The organism is Dyadobacter sp. BE31 (assembly GCF_031457695.1).
GTDB lineage: Bacteria > Bacteroidota > Bacteroidia > Cytophagales > Spirosomataceae > Dyadobacter.
Genome location: NZ_JAVDXA010000007.1, coordinates 393,470 through 419,012, shown reverse-complemented (window position 1 = coordinate 419,012; position 25,543 = coordinate 393,470). Strand labels below are relative to the sequence as shown.

At 51.0% G+C, this 25,543-nt stretch carries 26 protein-coding genes; 4 read left to right on the top strand and 22 right to left on the bottom strand.

Features of this window, described 5'->3' with window-relative positions:
- Positions 1-130: 130 nt before the first annotated feature.
- From J2Y43_RS29570 to J2Y43_RS29495, 16 genes are all read right to left on the bottom strand, one after another.
- Positions 131-1,291: a DUF2062 domain-containing protein gene (locus J2Y43_RS29570; protein WP_309991167.1), complete on the bottom strand. Its 1,161-nt coding sequence runs from the start codon at positions 1,289-1,291 to the stop codon at positions 131-133.
- A 21-nt stretch (positions 1,292-1,312) separates the two neighbouring features.
- Positions 1,313-1,678: a 3-hydroxyacyl-ACP dehydratase gene (locus tag J2Y43_RS29565; RefSeq protein ID WP_309991165.1), complete on the bottom strand. Its 366-nt coding sequence runs from the start codon at positions 1,676-1,678 to the stop codon at positions 1,313-1,315.
- Positions 1,679-1,683: 5 nt separating this feature from the next.
- Positions 1,684-2,316: an outer membrane lipoprotein carrier protein LolA gene (locus tag J2Y43_RS29560; RefSeq protein WP_309991162.1), complete on the bottom strand. Its 633-nt coding sequence runs from the start codon at positions 2,314-2,316 to the stop codon at positions 1,684-1,686.
- Entirely contained in the window at positions 2,303-3,073 is a 771-nt protein-coding gene (locus J2Y43_RS29555) for a polysaccharide deacetylase family protein (protein ID WP_309991160.1), read from the bottom strand. The genes J2Y43_RS29560 and J2Y43_RS29555 overlap by 14 nt, the downstream gene beginning before the upstream one ends.
- Entirely contained in the window at positions 3,063-3,998 is a 936-nt protein-coding gene (locus J2Y43_RS29550) for a beta-ketoacyl synthase chain length factor (protein ID WP_309991158.1), read from the bottom strand. The genes J2Y43_RS29555 and J2Y43_RS29550 overlap by 11 nt, the downstream gene beginning before the upstream one ends.
- Positions 3,991-5,175 carry a beta-ketoacyl-[acyl-carrier-protein] synthase family protein gene (locus tag J2Y43_RS29545; RefSeq protein WP_309991155.1) on the bottom strand — a complete coding sequence of 395 codons (1,185 nt, stop codon included), beginning with the start codon at positions 5,173-5,175 and terminating at the stop codon, positions 3,991-3,993. The genes J2Y43_RS29550 and J2Y43_RS29545 overlap by 8 nt, the downstream gene beginning before the upstream one ends.
- Positions 5,176-5,187: 12 nt before the next feature.
- The gene (locus tag J2Y43_RS29540; RefSeq protein WP_309991152.1) at positions 5,188-5,448 is read right to left on the bottom strand and encodes a phosphopantetheine-binding protein; all 261 of its coding nucleotides are present in this window, start codon (positions 5,446-5,448) and stop codon (positions 5,188-5,190) included.
- Between the two features lie 23 nt (positions 5,449-5,471).
- The gene (locus J2Y43_RS29535; protein ID WP_309991150.1) at positions 5,472-6,092 is read right to left on the bottom strand and encodes a hypothetical protein; all 621 of its coding nucleotides are present in this window, start codon (positions 6,090-6,092) and stop codon (positions 5,472-5,474) included.
- Complete coding sequence (locus J2Y43_RS29530) at positions 6,089-7,171, bottom strand: beta-ketoacyl synthase N-terminal-like domain-containing protein (protein ID WP_309991146.1); 1,083 nt, start codon at positions 7,169-7,171, stop codon at positions 6,089-6,091. The genes J2Y43_RS29535 and J2Y43_RS29530 overlap by 4 nt, the downstream gene beginning before the upstream one ends.
- The gene (locus J2Y43_RS29525) at positions 7,168-7,581 is read right to left on the bottom strand and encodes a thioesterase family protein (protein ID WP_223405215.1); all 414 of its coding nucleotides are present in this window, start codon (positions 7,579-7,581) and stop codon (positions 7,168-7,170) included. The genes J2Y43_RS29530 and J2Y43_RS29525 overlap by 4 nt, the downstream gene beginning before the upstream one ends.
- A 17-nt stretch (positions 7,582-7,598) precedes the next feature.
- Positions 7,599-8,018: a hypothetical protein gene (locus tag J2Y43_RS29520; protein WP_309991141.1), complete on the bottom strand. Its 420-nt coding sequence runs from the start codon at positions 8,016-8,018 to the stop codon at positions 7,599-7,601.
- Positions 8,018-8,884, bottom strand: coding sequence for a lipid A biosynthesis acyltransferase (locus J2Y43_RS29515; RefSeq protein ID WP_309991140.1), 867 nt, complete (start codon positions 8,882-8,884; stop codon positions 8,018-8,020). The genes J2Y43_RS29520 and J2Y43_RS29515 overlap by 1 nt, the downstream gene beginning before the upstream one ends.
- 2 nt (positions 8,885-8,886) lie before the next feature.
- Positions 8,887-9,153, bottom strand: coding sequence for a phosphopantetheine-binding protein (locus J2Y43_RS29510; protein WP_106596299.1), 267 nt, complete (start codon positions 9,151-9,153; stop codon positions 8,887-8,889).
- A 214-nt stretch (positions 9,154-9,367) separates the two neighbouring features.
- Complete coding sequence (locus J2Y43_RS29505; RefSeq protein WP_309991137.1) at positions 9,368-10,585, bottom strand: beta-ketoacyl-[acyl-carrier-protein] synthase family protein; 1,218 nt, start codon at positions 10,583-10,585, stop codon at positions 9,368-9,370.
- Positions 10,586-10,588: 3 nt separating this feature from the next.
- The gene (gene fabG, locus J2Y43_RS29500; RefSeq protein ID WP_309991135.1) at positions 10,589-11,320 is read right to left on the bottom strand and encodes a 3-oxoacyl-ACP reductase FabG; all 732 of its coding nucleotides are present in this window, start codon (positions 11,318-11,320) and stop codon (positions 10,589-10,591) included.
- On the bottom strand, positions 11,317-12,846 hold the full coding sequence (locus J2Y43_RS29495; protein WP_309991132.1) for an aromatic amino acid ammonia-lyase: 1,530 nt from the start codon (positions 12,844-12,846) through the stop codon (positions 11,317-11,319). The genes fabG and J2Y43_RS29495 overlap by 4 nt, the downstream gene beginning before the upstream one ends.
- 147 nt (positions 12,847-12,993) lie before the next feature.
- Here J2Y43_RS29495 and J2Y43_RS29490 point away from each other — a divergent pair, with 147 nt between their 5' ends.
- Genes J2Y43_RS29490 through J2Y43_RS29480 form a run of 3 tightly spaced genes read left to right on the top strand, consistent with a single transcriptional unit; the run spans position 12,994 to position 19,668 of the window.
- Positions 12,994-16,863 (top strand): 1-acyl-sn-glycerol-3-phosphate acyltransferase, encoded by a 3,870-nt coding sequence (locus J2Y43_RS29490; protein ID WP_309991130.1) that lies wholly within the window; start codon positions 12,994-12,996, stop codon positions 16,861-16,863.
- Positions 16,864-16,885: 22 nt separating this feature from the next.
- Positions 16,886-18,418, top strand: a complete 1,533-nt coding sequence (locus J2Y43_RS29485) for an NAD(P)/FAD-dependent oxidoreductase (RefSeq protein WP_309991127.1) — start codon at positions 16,886-16,888, stop codon at positions 18,416-18,418.
- Between the two features lie 2 nt (positions 18,419-18,420).
- On the top strand, positions 18,421-19,668 hold the full coding sequence (locus J2Y43_RS29480) for an NAD(P)/FAD-dependent oxidoreductase (RefSeq protein WP_309991124.1): 1,248 nt from the start codon (positions 18,421-18,423) through the stop codon (positions 19,666-19,668).
- Between the two features lies 1 nt (position 19,669).
- Here J2Y43_RS29480 and J2Y43_RS29475 read toward each other — a convergent pair whose 3' ends face one another.
- Both J2Y43_RS29475 and J2Y43_RS29470 read right to left on the bottom strand, forming a co-directional pair.
- The gene (locus J2Y43_RS29475; RefSeq protein ID WP_309991122.1) at positions 19,670-20,713 is read right to left on the bottom strand and encodes a beta-ketoacyl synthase chain length factor; all 1,044 of its coding nucleotides are present in this window, start codon (positions 20,711-20,713) and stop codon (positions 19,670-19,672) included.
- 69 nt (positions 20,714-20,782) lie between these two features.
- Complete coding sequence (locus tag J2Y43_RS29470) at positions 20,783-22,414, bottom strand: FAD-dependent oxidoreductase (protein ID WP_309991119.1); 1,632 nt, start codon at positions 22,412-22,414, stop codon at positions 20,783-20,785.
- Between the two features lie 198 nt (positions 22,415-22,612).
- On the opposite strand from J2Y43_RS29470, the gene lysM reads away from it, so the two are divergent.
- Positions 22,613-23,077 (top strand): peptidoglycan-binding protein LysM, encoded by a 465-nt coding sequence (gene lysM / locus J2Y43_RS29465; RefSeq protein WP_106596308.1) that lies wholly within the window; start codon positions 22,613-22,615, stop codon positions 23,075-23,077.
- A gap of 157 nt (positions 23,078-23,234) precedes the next feature.
- Here the strand turns inward: lysM and rplI are convergent, their stop codons facing one another.
- The 4 genes from rplI to J2Y43_RS29445 form a co-directional block, all read right to left on the bottom strand.
- Positions 23,235-23,681, bottom strand: coding sequence for a 50S ribosomal protein L9 (gene rplI / locus J2Y43_RS29460; protein WP_106596309.1), 447 nt, complete (start codon positions 23,679-23,681; stop codon positions 23,235-23,237).
- A 20-nt stretch (positions 23,682-23,701) separates the two neighbouring features.
- The gene (gene rpsR, locus J2Y43_RS29455; RefSeq protein ID WP_015811483.1) at positions 23,702-23,953 is read right to left on the bottom strand and encodes a 30S ribosomal protein S18; all 252 of its coding nucleotides are present in this window, start codon (positions 23,951-23,953) and stop codon (positions 23,702-23,704) included.
- A 3-nt stretch (positions 23,954-23,956) separates the two neighbouring features.
- A complete protein-coding gene (gene rpsF, locus J2Y43_RS29450) occupies positions 23,957-24,337 on the bottom strand; it encodes a 30S ribosomal protein S6 (protein ID WP_090156305.1) in 381 nt (126 codons plus the stop codon).
- A gap of 130 nt (positions 24,338-24,467) precedes the next feature.
- Complete coding sequence (locus tag J2Y43_RS29445; RefSeq protein ID WP_309991102.1) at positions 24,468-25,409, bottom strand: hypothetical protein; 942 nt, start codon at positions 25,407-25,409, stop codon at positions 24,468-24,470.
- Positions 25,410-25,543: the final 134 nt, after the last annotated feature.

Sequence of the window (25,543 nt, the reverse complement as noted above, 5' to 3'; positions counted from 1 at the left end):
TTTTGATAACAAACTGGATCTCAAGGAATAACAGGAATACCCGACAGGAGCTGTCTTGTCGCGATTTAATAGAATAATAAAATGAATTATTTGGGATAATCAATGAAAAACAGACCTTAAAATGCCTGTTTTAACGCTTCGGACGAAGCAGGGCCAGCAGTAAAAAGCTACCCACAAAACCGACCACGCCCACCGCTGCAGCAAGTAGCGTGCCACCCAAAAAATATTGTACGAAGTTGACATGAATCGACTCCAGCGTCAGGTTTTCCAGGGAAGTGATCTGTACGCCATTGCGGTAAAACAACCCGCCGAATTTGTAGCTAGCGTAAATAATGAATGGAATCGCCGGGGGGATGCTGATGTGCGCGGCGGTCAGGAATAGGACCTTGTTCATCCGGAAAACGATCGACAGCGGGATGCCCACCATCAGCTGAAAGCCCCAGATCGGCACAATGCCCATGAAAAACCCAAAACCCACGGACTTGGCTTTGCTGAAATTGCTTTCGTCGGACTTTACTGCCTCGTCGCGGATGATTTTCCAAAGGCCTTTTTTCTGAATGTAGCGGAACAACCGCTTCGGAAGGTAATACACCAGCGTGAGCGTGACCAGCCACGTATTGAGGATACTGATGCGGGTAAAATCGCGGAACGGCCTGAAATGCGTCACGCGCTCGTCCTTGTCATAAATCACCTGGATATTGATCGGTACAATAGGCACATCTTTCCAGGCCATTTTGACGATGACTTCGATCTCCGTTTCGAATTTCGTCGTGAAAAGCGACATTTTTTTCAACGGCCCGAGCGGGTACAGGCGAAAGCCGGTCTGCGTATCGGGCAATGTGAGCCCGGTTTCAAATTTGAACCAGAAATTGGAGAACTTGTTCCCGAAAGAACTCTTGCCCGGCACGCCTTCCTGCTGCATATTCCGCGATCCCATCAGCAATGCGCCCGGATTTTCGATAGCCGCCCTGATAAAAAGCGGGATATCGGAAGGCAAATGCTGGCCGTCCGAATCGATGGTGATCGCATTCGCAAAACCCAGCCGAATGGCCTCCACAAATGCTTTTCGAAGCGAAAAGCCCTTTCCTTTATTCACTACATTATCCAGCACGCGGATTTTTGCACCGTAACCGGCCAAAATGCTCGTCGTATCGTCCGTAGAGCCGTCATTTACCACGATTACCTCCTGCCCGGACGCATACTGCAAAACGCCGTCGATCACCCGCCGCAATGTGTTACGGTTGTTGTAAGTAGGAATGATCACACAGCATTGAATGTCCGAGAGGGTCATTGTGGCTTTTGAATGTTGGGTTTAAATGATTGACTGGAAACTGGCCCGGGCTTTGAAATAGGTCTTTTCCCCATGCTTGCCCACCGCATTCACGTCCAGCGGCTCCACACCTTTATACTGAATCTGAATCGTGAGCTGAGGCGTTTCGGTCGGATTCAGCACTTCCAGGAACTTGCACGTGCTCATTTCCTTCAATGCAAATGCTTTACCCAACGCTTTTGACAAAACAGCCTTCACCATTTCCAATTGCACAACGCCCGGGAGCACTGGAGATCCGGGAAAATGCCCCTGGAATACCGGATGCGCCGCGTCGATTTGCAACGTGCAGTTGATCTGTTCGGGAGTCTGTTCCAGGGTAGTAATCGTATATAAATTGCTCAGAGGCATGGTTATCAAAGGTCTTGGAATAGGTTTTCAGCGATCGGCTGATTGAATTTTTCCTGCTGAAACTTCATAATGCTCTTGTCCCCGCCCTTCTCGAAAAAAGAGAGCTCTTTCAACCGCAGCGAACTCCGGGAGAAGTTCATCGTGATTTTGGAATAAATATTCTTTAAACGGCGGTTCACCGGCGTGAGCACGATCTGGTACTCATCGCTATCTTCCAGAACAGCCGATGAAAAACCTTTATTCTGCTGAAAATCACCATTCACCAACCCGATCATCAGCTCTTTGATCTGCGCCGCCATACGTCCTGCCTGCCCCACATTCTTCTCCTTGTTGCCCTCCTGCACGCGCAGCTTCTCGCCATTGATCAGGATAATGTATTTCGAAGGCGTCCGTTGCTCCCAGCGCATTTTGTCTTTCTGCTGGTAGTAAAACAATCCCGACGATTTCTCGGGCTCTTTGAGCACAGCCAGGTATTTCTCTTCGGTAAAGGATGCCTGAATGGAGGTGGTGGCCTGCGAAGTCTTTCTCAGCTCGCCAAGTACCTTTTCGGAGTTGGCCGACGGCTTGAAAGATTGCGCTATCGAACCATGCGCCGCCATCCACAAGGCTATGATGCTGAATACTCTAATGCTTTTCATAAGGTTCTTTCCCGATCAGCCGGGGAAGCGGTTCTATTTTAATACCCATTTCGCGACAATGCCCGATGATGTCCGGCAGCGTGTCGGCCGTCAGCGACAGGTGGTCATGCAACAGAACGATGTCTTTGGGCTTTAATTTTGAAATAATGGTATTGATGAGCTGGTACTTGTTCTTCGCGCGCGTATCCATGGTGCGGAGTGACCAACCAATGGACTGCATTTGCAAATCCTTCAAAACGGCGGCATACCGCGGGTTCGTCACACCAAACGGCGGTCTGAAAAACACGGGCACCCGGCCGGTAATGTCTCGGATCGCCTCATTGCAGCGCTGAATGTCCGTGCGGAGCTTCTGAGTCGAAAACAGTGCTATGAGGTAATGATGGCTGTACGAATGGTTGGCAATCGTATGTCCTTCGTCCACAATGCGCCGTAACAGTTCGGGGTGGTTCACCGCTTTTCTCCCGATTACGAAAAAGGTTGCTTTCAAGTCGTTTTCAAGCAAAATGTCGAGAATGCGGGGCGTCGAATCCGGGTCCGGGCCGTCGTCGAATGTGAGTGCAACAGCCTTTGTGCGACCCTTATTGATTGATTTAACAAAATAATTGACCTGGATCTGCGCGGAGCCATAGGCCGTTATGCCGACAAACAGCAATGCAACGCCCGCCAGCACAAACCACAGGTAATCCGTCTCCCAAAAGATGATGGAACTGAGCGCCGCCGCGGTAATGCAGAAGAATATGAGAAGATTATGCTTCAACGGCTTTCAGAAGGGTTAATCCCAGGTTACTTTTCCTTAATCCATTACAAATCAACACATTCCTTACCTCACTATTCGTTCCCAGCAAATCCATCGCATAATGCAATGCGAATGCGGATCCGGTTGGATAAACACCTGCCAGCGACAGGTAATCGACGTTCAGCGCCGCCCCTTGCACAGGCGTGCCGGCGTATAAAGCGAGGTCGATATCGCCGGCCTGCAAGCCATTCCGGTCCAGAAACGCGTCGATGTCCTCCTGCCCATATTTCGTTCCGCCGACGGTGTATACATCAGCCAACACAGCCTTTGCATCGCCCTGGTTTTCAACAGAAAGCACAAAAAAAGAAGCAGCGGAAGTAAGCGGAGCACTGGCTTCGAATGCCAGTTGAGCTACAATATCTTCCAGTATATCAATATGCTCATCCGCCGCACCCACGAGCACGTTACGGTCGCCCTCGCGCAGGAGCATAGCCGCGTCGAGCAATGCGTGCTCGAACGACAGCGTGTTCTGCGTGTGGGTCATATTATAGCCATGGTTGCCGAGGCTCAGCGAGATCTGCCCCGCCATGGTATTGTGCGTCGATTGGATGAACGAGGTAGGCGGCAGCAATCCCTCCACGGTGAGCGAGGTGTTCAGGAACTTTTCGGTATCCTGCAAACAGCCAAGTCCCGTACCCACCACGATGGCGTCGGGCTGGCCGGTACCAGCTTGCTCAATGCAATCCCTGGCGCACGCAACCGACATTCTGAGGATCTTGCTCATGCGCCGCAACAGCCCGGCATCGATATAGGCCTTATAGTCGGGGCTGATCAATGCAGATGATGCTTCAACCGGCGCCAACGCCGCCGAAAAGCCCGGATTGCGGAACGTAGGCTGGTGCGAAATCGTGGACGCCGCCGATAGGTACAATGCCGGTTTATTCATATTTCGTCAAAACCAATGATGAATTATTTCCCCCGAAACCGAATGAATTGGAGAGCACCGCATTCACTTCCACGCCGGTTTCCAGCTGTGTTGCCGGTACAAGGCCGGTTTCGGCGATCGGAGTCCGGTAATTCAGGTTGGGGAAAATGAGGTTATGCCGGATCGCCAGCACCGAAAACACCGCTTCAATGGCACCGGCGGCAGCGAGCGTATGCCCGGTAAATGCTTTGGTAGAGCTGAATGGCGGAATGCGGTCGCCAAAAACGTTCTGTAATGCCACCGACTCGGAGTGATCGTTGTTCTTCGTGCCCGTGCCATGCGCATTCACATACGAGATCTGGTCAAGCCCGATGCCGGCACGGCGAATGGCATGCTCGATGGCCAATGTGGCACCTTTGCCGTCGGGCGACGAGGCCGTCTGGTGATAGGCATCGGCTGCATTAGCCCAGCCGCTCACATTACAAATGGGTTTGTTACCAGTCAGTTCTATGCTTTTCTCGCCTTCCAGCAGCAGGAATCCTGCTCCTTCTCCGAGATTCAGCCCTGCACGTGAGTCGTCGAATGGCCGGCACCATTGATCGTCGTAGATCATCAGCGACCGGAAGCCGTCGATGGTGAAGCCGCTCAATGCGTCAGATCCGCCTACGAGCACGCGGTCGAGCGTGCCTTGCAGGATCAGCCGGGCACCTAGCATAATGGCATTCACACCCGATGAGCAGGCGGTCGAAAGCGTATTAATGTACCCCGTAATGCCCAGCTCCTTCGCGATGCGCTCAGTCGTACTGCCGCTGTCGTGCGTTGTGAGCAGCCGGTAATCGGGGTTACTTTGGGCTAAATAATCTTTGTAAAAAACCTCGCTCCGGTCCATGCCGCCTACCGAAGTGGCCGAAATAATGCCGGTACGGATCACCCCGGAGCGTTTGTTATCACCCCAGGCTTCACGCGCTGCCTGCAAGCCGAGCAGGGAAGTCCGCGAAACGTATTCGGTGCCCACGCCCAATGCAGCGCGTAGCTCGTCATTGGAAGCCTTCACTTCGCCGGCCAGCGACGCCTTCGTACCTTGCAGGTAATGCAGCGGCCCGATGCCCGTCCTCCCCTCGCGCAATGCGCTCAGGTTTTCGTCCACCGACATGCCAATGGCCGACACGACGCCGATCCCGGTAATGCAAACGCCCATTCGGTGAGGAGGTTAAGCTGCTTTTCTTTTACGGATATACTCTGCCATCGTATCGATGGACTTGAATGCCTCCTTACCCTCTTCCGGGTTCGTCAGCTGAATGCCGTGGTATTTTTCGAGCAGCACGATCAGTTCGAGTGCATCGATCGAATCGAGGCCGAGGCCCTGGTCGTTGAACAGCAGCGCGTCGTCCGCGATATCCGCCACCGTCAGGTCTTCCAGGTTAAGCTGCTCGATAATTTGTTTCTTAAGATCTTCTTTTAAGCTATCCATATTGCTGATTTATTGAGCGTCTGTTAATATGCCGCAACCGTCTGCGACAGGTGGAGGAGGTTTTCTTCGTTAAATTCCGTTCCGCTTTCTCTCTCTTCCACCATAAAAAGAAAAACATCCGTGCTGCCTGCTGTCACTTCCAACCATCCGCCGAGCAGGGCGCGGCTGCCCGAGGCGAGCAGTATCCGGCTGTAATCGAGGTAAAAACCGGGGACGAATTTAGGCAAAACAGCAAACATATTTTCACCGTACCATTTGTTGAGAATGGCGATTTCACCCAGCACGATGTTGGGTAATGTATATACAAAAAGCGAAGGGCTCGGCGAGCCGCCACTTTCATAAGACTGGATAAACCGCCGGTCGGTCTCCGCGCTGGATGAGGCATTGGCAAATACCAATGCAATCTCATCGTCCGCGTATGCCTCTGAAATGCTCGGATTGGCCCGCTTGATGAGTTCCGAAGCCAGGTAACCGGCCTGCGAAAGCACATCCATTTTGTAAAATTTGGGGTATGCCAACTCCTGCTGCTTGTAAATCTGCTTGAACCAGGAATCTTCTGAACCCGCATCCCGCCGAGCGATTACTTCGCCGTTCACGAGCACCTCGCCGGCCCGCAGGTTGCAATATGCCGTAATCACTTTCATAAATCCCTGATCATCAATGAAGCATTGCCGCCACCGAAACCCGAGGCCGTTTTGAGAATCGTCCGCAGCTTTTTCGGCTCGTTTTCCAAAATGATATTCAAGGGTTGGGACGTACCCGCATCGCGGTAACCCAAACTCCTGACCAGCATGCTCTTCCGCATCATTTGCATACAAACAGCCGTCTCGATCACCCCGGCCGCGCCGAGCGTATGCCCGAAATATCCTTTCAGGCTATTTAATGGAATGTGCGAAAGATTTAGACTACCGAACGCTATTGACTCCATTTCATCATTAAATATCGTTCCCGTCCCATGAGCTGAAATGAAGTCAATTTCATCCCCAAGTACATCATTATACCTCAGCGTCTTTAATACGCTTCTTACCAGCCCCTCCCCCGTCCGCGACGGCCCCGAAATGTGGTTTGCGTCGTTCGCGCTTGTACCCGTGAGAAGTTCCAAAGGTTTATGTTTAAAAACCGATTGCGTACCGGATACCAACGCAGCTCCACAGCCTTCCCCTAATGTAATGCCGTTCCGGCCCGCGTCGAACGGCGCGCAAGGCTTATCGCTTACCGCAAAAAGGGATTGAAAACCGTACAGCACAAAGTCGGAAACCACATCGCAGCCGATCACGATCACGTGGTCATACTGCCCTGCTTCGACCATATTACCCGCCACATTCAAGGTGAGCACACCCGAAATGCAGGCATTGGAAATCACGACGGGCAAATGCGCGAGGTTGAACGCATGCATGACCGCAGCACAGGTTTCGCTGAACGGATCGCGCAGGTAATCGTCCAGCGCGCCTTTGGTAGAACTGATCAGCACCATCGTGCGGTCAGAAGCGAGGATGGAAGCATCGATACGCTCTTTGAGCACTGCCAATGCTTTGATTACCAGTCGCTGAAAGCGCAATGGGCCGTTCAGACCCGTTATTTTGGATAAATGAATATCTTCCTTGTTAAATCCGACCGCCGGAGCGAGCGCTATGCCGCTGCGATTTTCACTGAGCACCTCCCAGTTATCCTCCGCAGTGTCGCCCAAAGGGCTTATAATGACCTCCGCACCAATGTAGATCATAGGTCGTACTGCGCTTTCCATTCCTTGTAAAAATCCGGAGAGATCAGTTCCAGCTCGCGCGACTCGCGATCCAGGAATACCTGCATGGTTTTGCCCGTAGCACAAAGCTGCCCGGTAGTAACATTAATCACCTCGTACTCAAACTGTATTTTCGCCGATTTGGTGGGGATATACCGGGTAATGACCCGAATGACCTGCCCATAGTAAACTGGCGCCTTATGGTCGATTTCCGACTTCACGATGGGCGTTACAAAGCCTTTGGCGTGGATGTCAAGGTATTCCAGTCCGAATTTCTTCCCGAAAGCCTCCCTGCCGTCCTCGAAAAATTTCAGGTAGTTACCGTGCCATACCACACCCATGGCATCGGTTTCGCTGAATCGGATATCAATATCTATTTCGGAAGCAATCATCAATCAGTTATTAGGGGTTACTCGCTTATTACGATTTTTAGTTCACATCCCAGCAATATACGCCCATCCAGGAAACTTTCGCCCTTTACGAGGTAAATATTTCCCAACCGGTGCAAGGGGGTAACCACCGTGCGGATTGTACCACCAACCGGAGGCAACTCAGTCACAAGCACTTTGCTGACCGCCCCGATAAAACCGATTTTGGGCTCGCCTCCTTCCTCCCTGTCCAGGTAACCAAACGACGCCGCGCAGGTCTGCGCAATGTGCTCGATCAGCCCTGTTTCCTGAAAAAAACCTTCCTGCACCAACACATTATCGCGGGTAACCGTAAAATCGGATTCAAACTGCTCACGCGTGGCGCTCACGAGGTTATCGATCATCACAAACGGCGGACGATGCGGGATATAGTCGGTGATGGCCTCTTTGGCGACGATCATTATTGAAAGAAATTGAAATAATTAAACCATTGCTCCGGAAACGCTTTCACTTTCCGTTCCAGCTCTTCTACATACAGCTGCGCAACTTCCTCCGGCTTCATTTTCCCCTCAATCGGCTTCGTGGCGCTTAAATGGTAGCTGTATTTACCATCCTTGGCTGCAAATACAAAGGTAACCGGCGCATTGAACTTCGAAGCGATCACGAACGGACCGTACGGAAACTTCGCTTTCCGCCCCAGGAAATCCATTTCGATGTATTTGGCGCCTTCGAGGTAACGATCCGCGTGGATAGCCACGAACTCGTTGTTCACCAAGGCATTGCGGATGGATATGATATGTGAAAGGTCGTCCTTGATGGCGATCACCTTAAAACGCGAGCCGCCGGTGGACAGATCCATGTATTTCTTGATATTCTCAACCTCCGCATCCAGCATCACGATGTTGATGGTCGGAGTAATGCGGCCTTTCAGCAGGTTACCGGCTGTTTCCCAGTTGCCCACATGCGCGCTCAGCAATATGCCCCCCCTACCTGCATCGCGGATGTCGATCAGGTATTGTTCGTTTTCAAAAACGTGAGAGAATTGCCGGTCTTTCCCCAGCAGGAACGCTGCCCGGTCCACGAGCGTCTGCCCGAAAATATAGAAGTTTTTCCGTGCCATTTTTCGGGCATCGGAACCGGCAATGTGAAGGGTATTCTGATAAAAATCCAGCAAAGCACGCCTGGGCTTTGCCGCGAAAAGATAATAGTAGTAAGTAACTACCCGCAGGAGCCCGTAGGCAAACCCGAGCCCCAGGGTATTGATAAAAAACAGGAAAATTTTGTAACCCGTTAACGATCCTTTGGTCTTACCGTCCCAACGGCTCATTCTTACAATGCAAGTTTCTTACCGACAAGCTGATAGAAATCACCGAAGGTTTCAATTCCTTTAAAATCCTCTCCGGTGAGCTTGATATTGAGGTTTTCATCTATGAGCACAACCAGATCGACGTAGTCGAGACTGTCCAGATCCAAAGTGTCTTTCAGACTGTTTTCAGGAAGAATCAAATCCCGGTCTACCTCAAATTCCTCAGATAAAAAATCTCTGGTCTCTTCAATAACTTCTTCCAAACTCATTTTTACGTCGTTAGCATACATAGCTACAAAATTAGTTTATTCTTGCCGATAGTTTAAAAATATTCCCAAATTTTCAAATAAAAGCTCCACGTCATACAATAAATTCCACTGAAAATCATTGCAGTTGGCAGATGGAATATTGGAGGTTGACAAAAATACAGAATTTCGATCGGCAGCCTACCGCCGTTCACGAAGTTGTAGTAGTAATGTGACGGGCTCTTTCCCAGCCCTGCGCTCAGATTTTCCGGACGATCAGCGTGGAATTGGTACCGCCGAAACCAAACGAATTGGAAAGAAAACAGTTGATTGCCTGCTCCTTAGTTTCCGGAATAATGTTGATTTTCGCCGAATCTTCGTCGGGATTTTCGAAGTTGATATTAGGTGCGATGAAGGAGTTCTGCATCATCAGCAATGAGTAAACGATTTCGCTCGCCCCGGCCATCCAGCATTCATGCCCTGTCATCGATTTCGTGGAGCTCACAGGCACATCGCCGCCGAACACCTCGTAAATCGCGCGGGCCTCGCTGCCGTCGCCCACCGGTGTGGATGTGGCGTGCGCATTGATGTAGTCAACTTCGGCGGTGGTAATGCCGGCCTGTTTCAATGCCATTTGCAGCGAGCGCGTCTGTCCGTCGATGCTGGGGTTGGAAATATGATCGCCGTTGGACGAGAAACCGTAGCCGATCAATTCGGCCAATATCGGCGCACCTCTTTTCACAGCGGCTTCGTAAGATTCCAGGATTACGGTAGCCGCGCCGCCGCTCGGGATCAGCCCGTCGCGGTCGCGGTCGAAGGGGCGTGAAGCCTTCGTAGGCTCCGATTCACGCACCGAAAAGGTACCGAGGCCATCGAAACTCGCCATCGCCGACGCATTGATCTCCTGTGCGCCCCCACATATCACGCGCTCCTGCAAGCCCTGGCTGATCATCAGGTAGCCCATCCCGATCGAATGCGAACCCGACGCGCAAGCCGCGCTCAGTGTGAAATTGATGCCTTTCAACTTGAAAATCGTCGAAAGGTTCATATTCACGGTGCTGTTCATGTTCTGGAAAATGGCACCTGAGCCGATCAGCGTCGTATCGTGCTTTTCCCGGACTTTATCAATCGCCTCCATCACCGACGCCGCGGTACTGTCGTTGCCGTAGATAATGCCGGTTTCTGTTTGTTCGAGGAAGTCCACGTCCAGGCCGGATAATGCCAAAGCTTCGTGCGTAGCCATGTACGCGTACACCGCGGGCTGGTGCATACCCACGCGCTGGCGGCGCGAGAGGTAGTTTTTCAGGTCGGGCTCCTGTACCATGCCCGTAAGGGCCGAACGGAAGCCGAAATCTTTCCTTACCTGATCGAACACGATCCCGCTTTTACCGGCATACAACGATTTCGTAACCTCGCCCAGGTTCTCGCCCAGACAGGAATAGATGCCGATACCGGTAATGACAACCCTATGGCTCATGGATTATGAGTAAATACCTCCGTTAATATTGATTACCTCTCCCGTAATATACGCAGCCTTGTCGGAAGCCAGGAAGCTTACCAGATGCGCCACCTCGTCGGCCTTGCCAAACCGGTTCATCGGGATCATTTGTTTCAATTCGTCCTCGTTGAGGTCTTTGGTCATGTCGCTCGTAATGAAACCCGGCGCCACGGCGTTCACGGTAATTTTCCGCTTGGCAACCTCTTGCGAGAGGGATTTCGTCGCTGCGATAATCGCCCCTTTTGCCGCCGAGTAGTTGGTTTGCCCCGCCACGCCCTTCATACCCGACACCGACGCGATGTTGATGATCCGGCCCGAGCGTTTCCGCAGCATTTGCTGGATCGCATTCTGGGTTACATTATAAAGCCCTTTCACGGAAATATTCAGTACATCGTCCCAATCCTTCTCCGGCATCCACATAAACAGCCCGTCGCGGGTAATGCCCGCATTATTCACCAAAACACCGATGAACTTGTCTTCGTTCTTTTCGCGCCAGCCGTTCAATGCTTCGTCCACTTCCGGCTTGTTCTGCACATTGAAATGCAGCAGCTCGCCACTGCCGCCATTGGCCTGAATTTCCGCCAGCGTTTCTTCCGCCGCGGCCTGGTTAGAGGCATAATTGACCAATATATGTAAACCATGGTCCTTGGCAAGCTGGACCGCGATGGCCCTGCCAAGCCCCCTGGATGCACCGGTTACCAATGCGCAATTCATAAGTGGAATGGGGTTTCTTTGATATATTCAAAAACGGCAGCAATGCTTTCGAACTGCGGCACGTCGTCTGTAACGAACTTTGCACGTTCACGGATCTGCGCGTAAACCGATTTCGCATTCGGCGAAAGTTTCTCCTTTTCCTCCGGATGCAGCAAATCGATTGCCTGGCAGATCGCCATGATATGGATCGACATTACCTGGAATGCGTTTTCAAGCACCTGCTTCGCGATCACCGCCGAGTTGGTACCCATGCTTACGATATCCTGGTTGTCGTTATTGTTTGGAATACTGTGAATGTAAACCGAAGTCGATAGCGCCTGGCTTTCGGCCGTCGTGGATGTGGCTGTAAACTGCACCCCCTGGAAACCAAAGTTCAGGCCCCAGGTTCCTGCATTGAGGAATGGCGGGAATTTACCATTCAGTTTGCTGTTCATCAGGAAGTTGAGCTGGCGTTCCATGAGCATGGTGAGCTTGGTGAGTACAAGTTTCACCTTATCCATTTCCAATGAAATATAATCTCCGTGGAAGTTGCCGCCGTGGAAAACGTTGTCGTCTTCCGGCCGCACAATCGGGTTGTCATTGGTTGAGTTCAACTCATTTTCAACCACTTCCTGCGCATATTGGATCGTATCCAGCACCGGGCCGAGAATTTGCGGCACGCAGCGGATTGAGTAGTATTCCTGTATTTTTCGTTCAAATTCGGTCTTCTGCATGGCCGTATCGTCGCGGAAAAGCTCCTCGCGGCTGCGGATCAGCCCGCTACCGGCTACGAAGTCGCGCATGTGCTGCGCCACTACCTGCTGGCCTTTGTGGTGCTTCACGGCATTGAGCTGTTTCGAGAACGAGTCGTCGAACGATTCGATCGCCTCGTTGATCATCGACGACGCGGTGATGGCCCATTGCACCAGCCTTTTGGCATAAATAATATTGATAGCCGCCATTCCCGTCATACACGAAGTGCCGTTGATCAGCCCGAGGCCGTCGCGGAGCTCCATTTTGAGCGGTTTAATGCCTTTTTCGGCTAAAACCTCCGCAGTTTTGCGGCGCAGGCCATTTTCGTATACATATCCTTCGCCGATCAGGTTCAAGCCGAGATGCGAAAGCTGCACCAGGTCACCGCTCGCTCCAACACTGCCGTGTTCGAAGATTTCGGGCACCACACCATTATTTAAAAATGCCACCAATTGCTTGATCACCGCGGTACTCACGCCGGAATTGGCCTGCAAAAATGAATTCAGGCGAGCGAGCATTACCGCCCGTGCGTATATTTCGTTCAACGGCTTCCCTACCCCGCTCGAATGGCTGCGGATCAGGTTGTATTGCAGATTATTGAGCTGGTCGGTCTCGATACGGTATTGCGCCATCGGGCCAAAACCGGTATTGATACCGTATATGATTTTATCCTTGGAGAAATTCGTTAAAAAAGCGAATGATTGGGATACTTGATGGAGGGTGTCTTCGGCTAAGATAAATTCCTTCTTTTCAAAAGCATACTGCTCGATCTGAGCTAATGAAATACGATTCATTTAGTGCTGGCGTAATTAAATATGGTGTAAAATAAATCTTTTTTTGCCGTTTAGGCAAACACGACCCGGTAAGCGGTTAACAGGCACGGAAGTTGCCTGAGTGATACAATTCATTAATTTTGTCGGACATTCACGTTTCCCCTGTCAATGCTAGGAGATTTACTATTAAGGCTAAACAAATTCCTTTCCAGTCACAAAGCCGCGTTTTTCCTTAGCCTGCTCGTCATTGTCAGTATCCTCGCGGCCGGTATTGCGCGGCTAAAAGTAACCGAAAGCATTTTCGCGACGCTACCGAAGGGTAAAAGCTTCGAAGAGTTCAACCGTTTGGTGGAAAGTAAAAACATCATCAACCAGATCGTGTTTTCACTCGAAATCCCGGCTGACACGGACACAGAGGCAGCACGGGAAATCGCCGAGAATTTCACCGATTCGCTCGGGCGCTATACCAACGGCTACGTGCGTAACATCCAGGCGGAGCGGCCGAATGTGCAGGAGGATGTATATCAATATGTATACAGCCACTTCCCGCTGCTCATCGAGCCTTCCTATTATACCCATATTCAGGCACGCATTGCACCCGACTCGATCCGTGCGTCGGTGGCATCCGCCTACAACCAGCTGCTCACTCCCGGCGGCTCGTTCCTGAAACAATTTGTGCTGAACGACCCGCTCGGCATTACCGGCAAGTATTTCAAAGAGCTCAATGCCGCCAACAACTCGAATGCGATGGTGATGGACGACGGCATCATGTTCACCGCCGACCGCAAGAGTATCCTCATTTTCGCCTCCACCAGCTTCGATTCCGGCAGCTCCGACAAGAATGTGGCGCTTTTCGAGCTCATGGAGGCATTCAAAACCCAGTGGAACCGGCAGCATCGCTATAACCATTTCTCCTATTTCGGCACGTTCGAAATCGCCGCGCGTAACGCGATACAGGTGAAGCAGGACTCCTACTTCACGTCGTTTCTGGCACTGGCAGGCATTCTGGCGCTGCTGATCGCCTATTACCGCAAGCTGCTGATACCTATCTATATTACGATGCCCGGGATTTTCGGGGCACTGTTTGCATTAGGGATCGTGGGGTACGTCCGCCCGGAGATTTCGGGGATATCCCTCGCTACGGGCGCGGTGATCTTCGGCATCCTCCTCGATTACGCATTCCACTTTTTCACACACCTCAGGCATACCCATTCCATTCCGGTAGCTATTAAGGAAGTAAGCGGGCCGCTGCTGACCGGCAGCTTCACCACCGTCATGGCATTCAGCGCATTGCATTTTGCCAATTCCACCGTCTTGCAGGATTTCGGGCTATTTTCGTCACTCGCCCTCTTCGGCGCAGCCGTTTTCACGCTCACCGCCTTACCGGTTGTGCTTTCTTCGACGGCTTTCGACATTCAGAAAATCCCCGGCGAGAACCGCTCTTTCCGCATTCCCACTATCCCGGATAAATGGCGCGGTATCACACTCGCGGGCATTGGCGCGCTGACGATCGTGTTCCTCTTTTTTGCCGGTGGTACCGAATTTGATGCCGGTTTCGAAAACCTCAGCATTCAGGACCCCGAACTGAGCGGTCGGGAGGAAGCGCTCACGGGCATCAACCCCCGGAAGCAGAAACGGATCTACGTTTTTGCGTCGAACCCGCGCCGCGATGTGGCCGAAAAGGTCAATCATAATGCCTGGCAAAAACTCGACGCATTGCGCAGCGAGGGCCGCATTGTCAGTTTCGTCTCCTCTGGTTCGCTGCTCATCCCGCAGGACCTCAAACGCGAGCGGATGCGCCGCTGGCAGGATTTCTGGACGCCCGGCCGCATCGATTCCACGTTCCGGGTAGTCAATCAGGCTGCGGCTCAAAACGGGTTCAATGCCTACGCATTCAATGATTTCAAAGGCTGGATTGCCGGCCGGAGCACTTCCAATATCTCGCTCGACACGCTTTTCACCGAACTGGGCGTCGATAACCTGATTGACATCAAAGCTTCGGGAACGACATTCATTTCTACGGTAGTGGTGGATCAGAGCAAACTGGCAGAAGCCAAACAAGAACTGCGGGCCATTCCGGGCGTCGAGCTTTTCGACCGCGGCGAACTCGCAGGCGAGTTGCTGACCATGGTGAAGGACGATTTCAATTACCTGCTATTGATTTCGGCCTCCATTGTATTTTTCACCCTGCTCGTCGTCTATGGCCGTATCGAGCTCACATTGCTGTCCTTCCTCCCGATGGTGATCAGCTGGATCTGGATTTTAGGCATTGCGGCCATTCTCGGTATCAAGTTCAACTTCGTGAATGTGATCGTGACCACATTCATTTTCGGCCTGGGCGACGATTTCAGCATTTTCGTCACCGACGGGCTTTTGAGCAAATACAAATCCGGCAAGGACACGCTCCGCTCCTACCAGGCCGCGATCGCGCTATCTGCAACAACCACATTAATAGGTACCGGCGTATTGATTTTTGCCAAACACCCCGCCATTCACTCGATTTCGCTGATCAGCGTGCTGGGGATTGTCTGCATTCTGTTCATATCCTTTGTGTTCCAGCCGGTTTTCTTCGATCTTTTTGTACAAAAACGCATTGCCAAAAAGAAGGCGCCTGTCACGATGCTGCCCTTCCTGATCAGCATTTCAAGCTTCACCTATTTCCTTTCGGGCTGCCTGTTTTTGCATTCCAAACTGGTAACCATTCTATTGCTGCCGATGTCGAAGAAGAAAAAGAAGGCGGCGATCAACAATTCGCTTTCTTTTTACGCCAAAACGGTGATTTACTCGGGCCCGCATGTGCGGAAGAATATCTCCGGCCGCGAAAACCTCGATATGAACAAGCCGGTGATCTTCATCGCCAACCATACCTCGTTCCTCGACATTCTGCTGGCCATTATGCTGCACCCGAAAATCGTGCTGATGGTGAAAGGCTGGGTGTACAAATCGCCGTTTTTTGGGCCTATTATCCGTTATGCGGGTTATGTGTACAGCGAGGACGGCCCGGAAGAAAATATTGAAAAAGTGCGTGCATTGGTAGCCGACGGCTATTCCATCCTCATTTTCCCGGAAGGCACGCGCTCCGAAGACGGTAACATTGCCCGCTTCCACAAAGGCGCGTTCTACCTGGCCGAGCAACTGAACCTCGACATTCAACCCCTGTTACTTCATGGTGCACACGATGTGCTGCCGAAAAACGATTTCCTCATCCGCCCGGGTGCACTCAACGTGCGCGTGCTCCCCCGCATTACGTATGCAGACGCCCGCTGGGGCGCGACGCTGCGCGACAAAACGAAGGCTATCGCCGCCTTCTACAAGCAGGAATTCGCCGCATTCAAGTATGAAATGGAGGATACCGGCTATTTGAAACACAAAATCTTCACCAACTATGTTTTTAAAGGGCCGGTGCTCGAATGGTATTTCAAAGTAAAATGGCGACTGGAAAGTGCGAATTTCACCTACTATAATGAGCTGATCGGTGATCGGAAGCGCATTCTGGATGTGGGTTGCGGGTATGGTTACCTATCGTTTTTCCTGCATTACAAAAATGAAGAGCGGCTGATCACGGGCATTGATTACGACGAGGATAAAATCGAAATCGCGGAAAACAGCTACAACAAAACCGGCAACCTGCGGTTTGTGTACCAGGACATTATGACCGCCGACCTCGGCTCGCAGGATGTCATATTCCTCAATGACGTACTGCATTACTTATCGGAAGAAAAACAGCGTATTTTACTCGACCGGTGCGCCACCGCCCTCGCGCCGGATGGATTGCTTTTTATCCGCGACGGCATTACCGACCTGACCGCGAAACACGAGAATACGCAAAAAACAGAAGCGTTGTCGACAGGCTTGTTTGCCTTCAACCGGAAAACCGATGATTTCCATTTCTTTTCGTCCCGGGACATCCGTGACTTCGCGGCGCGGTATGGTTTTGGATATGAAATGCAGGAGCATTCATCGAACACCTCCAATGTGCTTTTCGTGTTGCGTAAACTTACAGCCCAGCAGCCTGTAACCGGGCCGATTACTAACTAGCATTTCCCGAATAGATATTTAAATGCAAACTTCCGCCGTGCAAAAGGAATACGATTTTGTGATTGTTGGAAGCGGACTGGGCGGTCTGGCTTGCGCTACCATACTGGCCATGGAAGGTTACAGTGTGGTTGTACTGGAAAAAAACCACCAGATCGGCGGGCATTTGCAGGTTTACAGCCGCGATAAGAGCATTTTCGATACCGGCGTACATTATGTAGGCGGGCTCGACGAAGGCGAAAACCTCTACCAGTTCTTCAAATACTTCGGTATTCTTGACAAGCTGAAACTAAAACGGCTGAACGACGACCAGTTCGACCTCATTCGTTTCGATGACGGCTGCGAGTACGCCTATGCCCAGGGAATGGAGCATTTCGAGCAGCAGCTCATCGCCTACTTCCCCGAAGAAGCAGAGGCGATTCACACCTATTGCAACAAACTCAACGAAATTTGTGAGAAATTCCCGCTCTACAACCTGGAAACAGCCGGCGACAGCTACCTCACGGAGGAAGGCGTGCTCTCCCTCAACGCCTACGACTTCATTGCCTCCCTCACCGACAACGTGAGGCTGCGGAATGTACTGGCGGGCAGCAACCTTTTGTATGCCGGTGTGAAACACAAAACGCCGTTTTACGTGCATGCGCTCATCATGAAAAGTTACCTTACGGGTGCTTACAAATTCGTGGATGGCGGTTCACAGATCGCCATTCAACTCAGCCGGGCGGTGCGCCAGCATGGCGGGGAGATTTACAAGCATAAGAAAGTAGTGTCGGCCCATTACAACGAAAAAGGCCACATTACCGAGGTGGTTTGTGAAAACGGGGAGACTTTCCGGGGAAAAGAATTTATTTCCAACGTGCACCCGGCTGTCACCATCGATATTTTCGGCCAGGAGCGGTTTCTGAGTGTTTATAAAAATCGGGTCCAGACACTCGAAAACAGCATTTCTACGTTCCTGGTGCACATTTCGTTTCAGGAAAACAGCTTCAAATACCTCAATTACAATATTTACCAGCACCATATCGACGACGTATGGAACGGGGTTGAATACGACCAGGCTACCTGGCCGCAGACCTATTTCATTTGCACGCCCTATATTTCCAAAAAGGGGGAGTATGCTGATTCTATGTCCGTTATGTGCTACATGGACGCTTCCGAAACCGCGCAGTGGGCCGGAACTTTCAGTACAGTGGCCGAGCCTGGCAAGCGGCATGCGGAATATGCGCAATTCAAAAAGGAGAAAGAAGCACAGGTAATCGCGCGGCTGGAAACCGTTTTTCCGGGTATTTCGGGCGATATCAAAGCCATACATAGCGCGTCACCGCTTACGTTCCGGGATTATATCGGCAATGGCAACGGCACGATGTACGGCATTCTCAAAGATTCGACTTCGCCGATGAAGACGCGGATTAATACCCGCACCAAAATTCCGAACTTGCACCTGACGGGGCAGAACGTTTCCTTGCATGGGATTTTAGGGGTGACCGTCAGCGCATTTGTAACATGCTTCTCATTTGTAGATAAAGAAAAACTCATTCAAAAAGTAAAAAACGCCTGAATATGCAAACTGTCGATGTGCTGGTTATTGGGGCCGGCCCTGCCGGAACTGTCGCGGCTTCTTACCTGAAAAAGCAAGGCTACGACGTCACGATCCTGGAAAAAGAGAAATTTCCCCGTTTCCAGATCGGGGAAAGCCTGCTCCCATGCTGCATGGAGCACTTAACGGAAGCCGGGTTGCGGGAGGCGATAGAGCCATTGAACTTTCAGAAAAAAACGGGCGCAGCGTTCATGCGCGGTGAAAAGCGGTGTGAGTTCCTCTTCGAAGACCAGTTTACCAAAGGCTGGACGTGGACCTGGCAGGTAAAACGGGCCGATTTCGATAGCAAGCTGGCAGAAGCTACCCGCGAAAAAGGGGTGGATGTCAACTTCGAATGCGAGGTTACTGCCGTACAATGCGGCCCCGAAAAGCAGATCGTCGATTATAAGGACGCCGAAGGCAATGCGCACCGTATTGAAGCTAAATTCATCATCGATTCGAGCGGTTATGGTCGTGTTTTGCCAAGACTATTCGATTTGAGCAAGCCGTCGGCATTCACGCCCCGGGGCGCGGTTTTCTCGCATTTAGAAGACAAAAACCGCACTGAAACCGCCAGCAACAACATTTTTGTGCATTCGTTCGACAACAATAAGTCGTGGATCTGGGCGATCCCGTTCTCCGACGGATCGACATCCGTGGGTATTGTCGGCGACCGTGAAAGGATCGAAGCACTGGCCGAAAACAATGGCGAAGGGTACAAAGCATTTATCCGGAACTTCGAAGACCTGCATGGCCGCTTTGCTGACTCGCAGCTCAAATTCGAGCCGCGGGCGATCCTGGGTTACTCGATCGGTGTTACGAAAATGTCGGGCGAAGGTTTTGTTCTTTCCGGCAACAGTACCGAGTTCCTCGACCCTATTTTCTCCTCAGGGGTAACATTTGCGACCGCCTCGGGCCTTCTTTCAGCCAAAATGACGCACAAGCATTTGCAGGGCGAGGCTGTCGATTGGAAAAAGGAATATGAGGAAGTGATCCAGAAAGGCATCGACGTGTTCCGTAGCTACGTGAGCGGCTGGTACACCGGTGATTTCCAAACCATTGTATTTGCGAAACATATCGACGAGGACATCAAGCGCCAAATCTGCTCGGTACTCGCCGGCTACGTTTGGGACCAGAGCAACCCGTTCGTAAAAAAGCACGATACCATCCTGCCGACGCTCGCGAAGGTGATTAGAATGAAGGAAAAAGCAGAAGAAGCGGGCCAGATCTGATCTAGGCCCCTAGCAATATAAACCCGTGCTGCGAAGCTTTATAATGATTGTAAATCAGGATATGCTTCGGAGTGCGGGGATTTTTTTGTGCCCACACGCACGCCTCAGGCACGCGCTTACCCGCGAGCACCTGCGCACCCATCCACGTCGCGAAAGCGGAACCCGTGGGATAATCGCCCACCATATTTTTGTAGGTATAGATGTTGGCTCCTTCAAACAATGCTTTTTGGAGATTGAAATACCAGTGATCGGTCCGGTTATCGCCACTGATACCCATGATTACCGCATCGATGTCGGCGGGTTGCAGGCCATTTCTCTGCAGAAAGGCATTCACCACCGGCGCCAGCTCCTTTTCAGCCAGGTTATTGCTTTGAAATACATCCCGGATCTGCGCGATGGTATTGTCTGCACGTTCCGCATCCACAATGAACATCGCTGCCCCCTCCCCGTTTGCGGAGCCTGGGGAATCAAGTGTAAACAGGTTTTCCGACGTAAAATGGCCGGTTTTGAAAGAGCCTGCGAGCAGGTCGATGTTATGGTTGTAATCTGAGATTTCCTCAATGCTTCCGACCAGGAACGTTTTGCCGCGCTTTTCTTCCAGCAGCAGCATGGTGTCCAGCAATGCCGCTTCGAATGCCAGGCCCTTATGCACGTGGGTGGTATTATAGCCGGTCGTTTTGCTCATCAATGCAAGGTTGCCCGCTACCGCGTTGGGCGTGCTTTGCACGAAATTGGTTGGCGTAAGCGTGCCTTCGTTATAGTCGACAATCTGGTTCAGGAATTTTAAACAATCTTCGAGGCCGCCATTGGCGGTACCCAGTACAATTCCTTCGATCTGCGCATGCTGAATGAGCGGAAGGCCCGCTCCTACTCCCATCCGTACCGCTTTACCCATTCTCCGGAGTAGTCCGGCGGGGATAAGCTGACCATAGGCAGGTTCAATCGCAATGTACCTGTCACCTTCATGCACTTTGATATCGCCTTCAAAAAAAGCATTGTCAAAAGTGCGCTGGGGCGATATACAGGCTGAATCGGTAATATACATTCTTGAAAATTAACTCTGGTGGTTGCGGCTAACGAGTGCGGCAAACGATTTGCAGCAAACGATTTGAGGCTAACGTGCGTCGGCGATAAACTTCGCGATTTCGCTGGCGTATGCATCGGCGTAACTTGTCTTTTCCGCTTCGGTCCAGCCCAGTTCGCGCGCCATCAGATCACCAACAACCGGCAGGGAGTTTAAGGTTTCATCCCAATCGGTAATTTCGAGGCGGATGCGGCGCGCCAGGAAGTCGCGGGGTGTTACCACCATCTCATTCCGAACGGCGTGTACCACTTCGGCGCGGATATACGGATAGGATTGACTAAGCCTTTCTCTCAACTGCGTATCCTCGCGTGCGAGCGACGCTACCGTATGTGCGCGGGAGCCGTATTTACGTACCAAATGTCGCGCAATGTCCTCCGGCAAGGCATATTGCGCCTGGATGTCCTGCCAGCTTTTGGCCTGGTAGTTTTCACCTCCGGCCAATATGTAGTCTGCTGTTTTACAAGCACCGCCGTGGCCGAGGATTTTGGCGGCCTCGTCGATAGTATCCTTTGCCATGAGGCGATAGGTGGTCCATTTACCTCCGAGCAGGCTCACCAGTCCGGAAGTCTCGTCAAGTTCCACTTCGTGATCCCGCACGAGGCTTTTCGTCGATTTCGACGGATCGGCTGCCAGCAAGGGCCGCAGCCCGCCAAAACCTGCCCGAAGCTCGCTGGGATCGATCGGTTTGGCCAGGTAAGGATTCAATGTTGCTGCCAGGTATTCCCTTTCCGCGCGATTGAGCGTAGGTTCCGCATCAATCTCGTCGCATTCGGTATCGGTGGTGCCTATCATCGTCGAGCCTTCAAACGGAATGGCGAATACCACGCGGCCGTCGGAAGTTTTCGGGATCAGCATGGCATACTCGCTGTTCAGCGTGTTGTGGGGCAATGCCAGGTGCACGCCTTTGCTCGGGCGGATGCGTTCGCTCAGCGCCGCATTCGCCATGAGCCTGATATGATCTGAAAACGGGCCGGTACAGTTGATGACCAGCTTCGCACGGATCGTCAACGCATTACCGGTTAATGTATCAGTGGCCTGCACGGCGTTCAGTTTACCGTTCGTATCTTTTTCAAAACCATTCACCTCTACATAATTGGCTACCGCCGCACCATTCTCCGAGGCCGATTGCGCCAATGCGAGGCAGTACCGCGCGTCGTCGAGCTGGCCGTCGTAGTAAAGCACGCCGCTATGCAGTTTCTTCCGGTCGAGCGTCGGGATCTTGTCGAGCACCTCCTGCTTGTTGAGCCATTTGCTTTTCGGCAACGTATCATTGGTAGCGAACGTGTCGTAAAGCGACAAGCCTATCTTGAAATACAAGCCTTCAAACCACGAGTTGACCGGCGTCATCAATGCTAACGGACGCGCGAGATGCGGCGCATTTTTCAACACAATGTGTCGTTCTTCCAATCCGTGCCTTACCTGTTTAAGCTGCGCGAAATCGAGCTTTTTGAAAGCCTGTTCCAAATAGCGGACACCGCCGTGGATCAGCTTGGTGGAGCGTGAGGATGTTTCGGAAGCGAAGTCCTTTTTATCGATCAGGGCGACCTTATATCCCCTTAAAACCGCATCCAGGGCACATCCCGCCCCGCTGGCACCTGCGCCGATGATACAGATATCGAACAATTCATTTTGTAACCTGGCAAGCGATGTGGTGCGGTTCATTGAGACTTAATGCAGATTCAGCGTAGTTGAGACCAGCTGCAAAAGTACAAAGTTGCGCCGGGAAAAACCCATATTATCAAATCAATATGCGTTGGCAATTTTGGTATAATAATTGCATCTTACCAGCAAGAAAGTTAACATTACCGCTACCTTTCATTCACAAACTCAAATCTATTATCTAACCAAAACCAACAAAACATGGGCTTAATCTCTTTTATTAAAGGCGTTGGAGAAAAAGTATTCGGTGGTAAAGATGCTCCCGCGGCAGCTCCCACCCCGGAAGCAGAGCCGCTGCGTGCCAGCGCATTACTCGCGCACGTGAAGTCGCTCGGACTTGCCTATAACAGTCTGACCGTAAAAACGTCGGGTGATACCGTTACCCTCGAAGGCGAAGTTGCCAAACAGCAGGATGCCGAAAAAATTGCGCTGGCGGTAGGAAATGTGGAAGGTGTAGGCGTGGTCGACAACCGTCTACAGGTAGCCACTCCTGAGCCGGAAGCGACTTATCACACCGTGGTAAAAGGAGATACCCTCTCCAAAATCGCCCAGACTGTATACGGCGACATGATGAAATACCCGATCATCTTCGAAGCCAACAAGCCTATGTTGAAGGACCCGGATCTGATTTATCCAGGACAGGTATTGCGAATTCCGGCGTTGTAGTGACTTCGGCTGTCGGCTGTCAGCCGTCGGCAGCCGGCGACCGGCTATCGACCTTTTTTTTAAGTTTGACAGCCGATGGCCGACAGCCGAAGTCTTCGAAACTTCATAAAAAAAGGCAACCCGAAAGGTTGCCTTTTTTTATGAAGTTTCGAAACAACTAGTCTTCCGCTGCAACAACGTTCAGGGTAACTTTGTGTTTCACTTCTTTGTGAAGGTCGATCAATGCGGAGTAAGAACCGATTGATTTCACGTCATCAACAGTGATTTTCTTACGGTCGATATCGAAGCCTTTTGCTTTCAGGCTGTCGGCAACTTGTGTGTTGGTAACACGTCCGAAGATACGGCCGCTTTCACCTACCACAGTTTTGATATCGATTACCAGGTCGCCGATCGCCGTTGCGATATCTTCTGCGTCCTTTTTCAGCTTCTCAGCTTTGTGCGCAGCCTGACGCACGTTTTCAGCAACGATTTTGCGGTTCGACTCGTTAGCGAGCAACGCAAAACCCTGCGGGATGAGGTAGTTACGACCGTAACCTGCTTTCACAGTTACGATATCGTTCTTGTAACCTACCCCAGCAATATCCGTTAAAAGTATGATTTCCATTATGATAGCTCTTTACTGTATTATTTCAATTGGTCAGCAACAAACGGCAACAGCGCCAGGTGACGTGCTCTTTTGATTGCCTGTGATACTTTGCGCTGATATTTCAGGCTGGTACCGGTAAGGCGGCGCGGAAGGATTTTACCTTGCTCGTTTACAAGTTTCAGAAGGAAATCCGGGTTCTTGTAATCGATGTATTTGATGCCTGCTTTTTTGAAACGGCAGTATTTTTTGCGGTTAATGTTTTTTTCAACCGGCTCGTTTACGAGTGACATAGCTTATGCGTTTTCGGTTTTTGACTCAGTTGCTTCTTCTTTCTTCTTGCCTACCAGACCCTTACGTTTCTTCTCATTGTAAGCAATGGAATGCTTATCCAGGGCGATAGTCATAAAACGCAAAACGCGCTCGTCACGACGGAACTCGGTTTCCAAAACATCCACCACGTTTCCTTCGTTCGCAGTATATTCTACTACGTGATAGAAACCTGAGTTTTTCTTTTGGATGGGGTAGGCCAGCTTACGCAATCCCCAGTTTTCTTCATGTACAATCTTAGCACCGTTTGAAGTGATGATTGTCGTGAATTTTTCAACGGCGTCCTTTGCCTGGGCCTCAGACAAAATGGGAGTTAGAATGAACACCGTTTCATATTGCTTAGACATACGGTAATTGGTTATTGTATGATAAATTAAAAACCTCATCCTGACACAATGATCAAAATGAGGGTGCAAAAATAGGGCTTGAAATTTAAAATTCCAAGCCCTGCAATGACTTAACCAAAACTACGGGCTATTATCTGACCGTAAAGTCGCCCTGGCCTATCTTGAAACCTTCGCTATACAGCTCGATCACATATTTTCCGTCCTTCATCGGAATGCCGCCGCGGCCATAGAAAATATCCACCGACTGGCCTGTATTGGTAAAGCTCACAGTCTGTTTAGAGCTATAAATCAACTCCTTACCATTAAACATGAACGAACCAGAACCGGTAGCCATGTCTGAAAGCACTGCTCCGTCCGGATCGAGTACGCGCAGGTAAATGTCTTTCTCGTTTTGCTTCGCAACCGCATTTTCGGCCAGTTTGAAGTTTACTCTCAGCTTATCGATGCGTTTTGCCTTGTATTTTCCTCCTTCGCGCTCTTTTCCTTTGGAAGAAACCGCATTCACGCTCACGTTTTCGGCATGTAGTGCCGAAGCCAGCGTTACTTTTTCAGCAAGCTCTTTGTTTTGAGCCGAATACGTCGACACCGAATCCGCAAGCAGCTGTTTCTCCGATTCCAGACCGGTCACCTTCTGATTCAGCTCCTCGTTTTTCGTGGTGGCAATACCCAGTTCCTGTTTCAAACGGGCAATCTCGCCGTCCTTCTCCGACAATACCGATTCGTAGTTCTTGATCTTCTGGTTGTAGCTGGCTGCCGAATACGTACTGGCATTTTTAAGCTCTTTCTTATCTTTTTCAAGCTGGGCTTTCAATGCGACCAGTGAATCTACACTTCCACCCAGTTTCTGGATTTCGGCAATTTTAAGGTCAAGCTCCGTGGAAATGGAATCCAGTTTGGTTTTAATGGAAAGTACCTCTTCGGTTTTGGCGGTAATGATCTCGTCCTTCGCGAGGTTTTCCTGTTTCTCGTGGTATATAAAGTACACAAGCACCAAATTAAGCAACAGCAAAACGGCCAATGCGGCCCATAGGAGAGTTTTTCTGTCTTGCTTTTGTTCCTGGTTGTAGTCCATACAGAAGGTTAAATTTTGAATTTAGTTGGTAAAAGAAGTATGTTTTTTTCAATTTTGAAACACGCAAACCCCGATTTATAGCGTCCGGTCAATAAATTCCTGATTTAACCGGTTAATTATCAATTTTTTAGTAT

Bases quoted from the DNA above. Each gene is read 5' to 3' on its own strand.
- J2Y43_RS29570 (WP_309991167.1), bottom strand. From the start codon at position 1,291: ATGACCCTCTCGGACATTCAATGCTGTGTGATCATTCCTACTTACAAC.
- J2Y43_RS29565 (WP_309991165.1), bottom strand. From the start codon at position 1,678: ATGCCTCTGAGCAATTTATATACGATTACTACCCTGGAACAGACTCCC.
- J2Y43_RS29560 (WP_309991162.1), bottom strand. From the start codon at position 2,316: ATGAAAAGCATTAGAGTATTCAGCATCATAGCCTTGTGGATGGCGGCG.
- J2Y43_RS29550 (WP_309991158.1), bottom strand. From the start codon at position 3,998: ATGAATAAACCGGCATTGTACCTATCGGCGGCGTCCACGATTTCGCAC.
- J2Y43_RS29545 (WP_309991155.1), bottom strand. From the start codon at position 5,175: ATGGGCGTTTGCATTACCGGGATCGGCGTCGTGTCGGCCATTGGCATG.
- J2Y43_RS29540 (WP_309991152.1), bottom strand. From the start codon at position 5,448: ATGGATAGCTTAAAAGAAGATCTTAAGAAACAAATTATCGAGCAGCTT.
- J2Y43_RS29535 (WP_309991150.1), bottom strand. From the start codon at position 6,092: ATGAAAGTGATTACGGCATATTGCAACCTGCGGGCCGGCGAGGTGCTC.
- J2Y43_RS29530 (WP_309991146.1), bottom strand. From the start codon at position 7,171: ATGATCTACATTGGTGCGGAGGTCATTATAAGCCCTTTGGGCGACACT.
- J2Y43_RS29525 (WP_223405215.1), bottom strand. From the start codon at position 7,581: ATGATTGCTTCCGAAATAGATATTGATATCCGATTCAGCGAAACCGAT.
- J2Y43_RS29520 (WP_309991141.1), bottom strand. From the start codon at position 8,018: ATGATCGTCGCCAAAGAGGCCATCACCGACTATATCCCGCATCGTCCG.
- J2Y43_RS29515 (WP_309991140.1), bottom strand. From the start codon at position 8,884: ATGAGCCGTTGGGACGGTAAGACCAAAGGATCGTTAACGGGTTACAAA.
- J2Y43_RS29510 (WP_106596299.1), bottom strand. From the start codon at position 9,153: ATGTATGCTAACGACGTAAAAATGAGTTTGGAAGAAGTTATTGAAGAG.
- J2Y43_RS29505 (WP_309991137.1), bottom strand. From the start codon at position 10,585: ATGAGCCATAGGGTTGTCATTACCGGTATCGGCATCTATTCCTGTCTG.
- fabG (WP_309991135.1), bottom strand. From the start codon at position 11,320: ATGAATTGCGCATTGGTAACCGGTGCATCCAGGGGGCTTGGCAGGGCC.
- J2Y43_RS29495 (WP_309991132.1), bottom strand. From the start codon at position 12,846: ATGAATCGTATTTCATTAGCTCAGATCGAGCAGTATGCTTTTGAAAAG.
- J2Y43_RS29490 (WP_309991130.1), top strand. From the start codon at position 12,994: ATGCTAGGAGATTTACTATTAAGGCTAAACAAATTCCTTTCCAGTCAC.
- J2Y43_RS29485 (WP_309991127.1), top strand. From the start codon at position 16,886: ATGCAAACTTCCGCCGTGCAAAAGGAATACGATTTTGTGATTGTTGGA.
- J2Y43_RS29480 (WP_309991124.1), top strand. From the start codon at position 18,421: ATGCAAACTGTCGATGTGCTGGTTATTGGGGCCGGCCCTGCCGGAACT.
- J2Y43_RS29475 (WP_309991122.1), bottom strand. From the start codon at position 20,713: ATGTATATTACCGATTCAGCCTGTATATCGCCCCAGCGCACTTTTGAC.
- J2Y43_RS29470 (WP_309991119.1), bottom strand. From the start codon at position 22,414: ATGAACCGCACCACATCGCTTGCCAGGTTACAAAATGAATTGTTCGAT.
- lysM (WP_106596308.1), top strand. From the start codon at position 22,613: ATGGGCTTAATCTCTTTTATTAAAGGCGTTGGAGAAAAAGTATTCGGT.
- rplI (WP_106596309.1), bottom strand. From the start codon at position 23,681: ATGGAAATCATACTTTTAACGGATATTGCTGGGGTAGGTTACAAGAAC.
- rpsR (WP_015811483.1), bottom strand. From the start codon at position 23,953: ATGTCACTCGTAAACGAGCCGGTTGAAAAAAACATTAACCGCAAAAAA.
- rpsF (WP_090156305.1), bottom strand. From the start codon at position 24,337: ATGTCTAAGCAATATGAAACGGTGTTCATTCTAACTCCCATTTTGTCT.
- J2Y43_RS29445 (WP_309991102.1), bottom strand. From the start codon at position 25,409: ATGGACTACAACCAGGAACAAAAGCAAGACAGAAAAACTCTCCTATGG.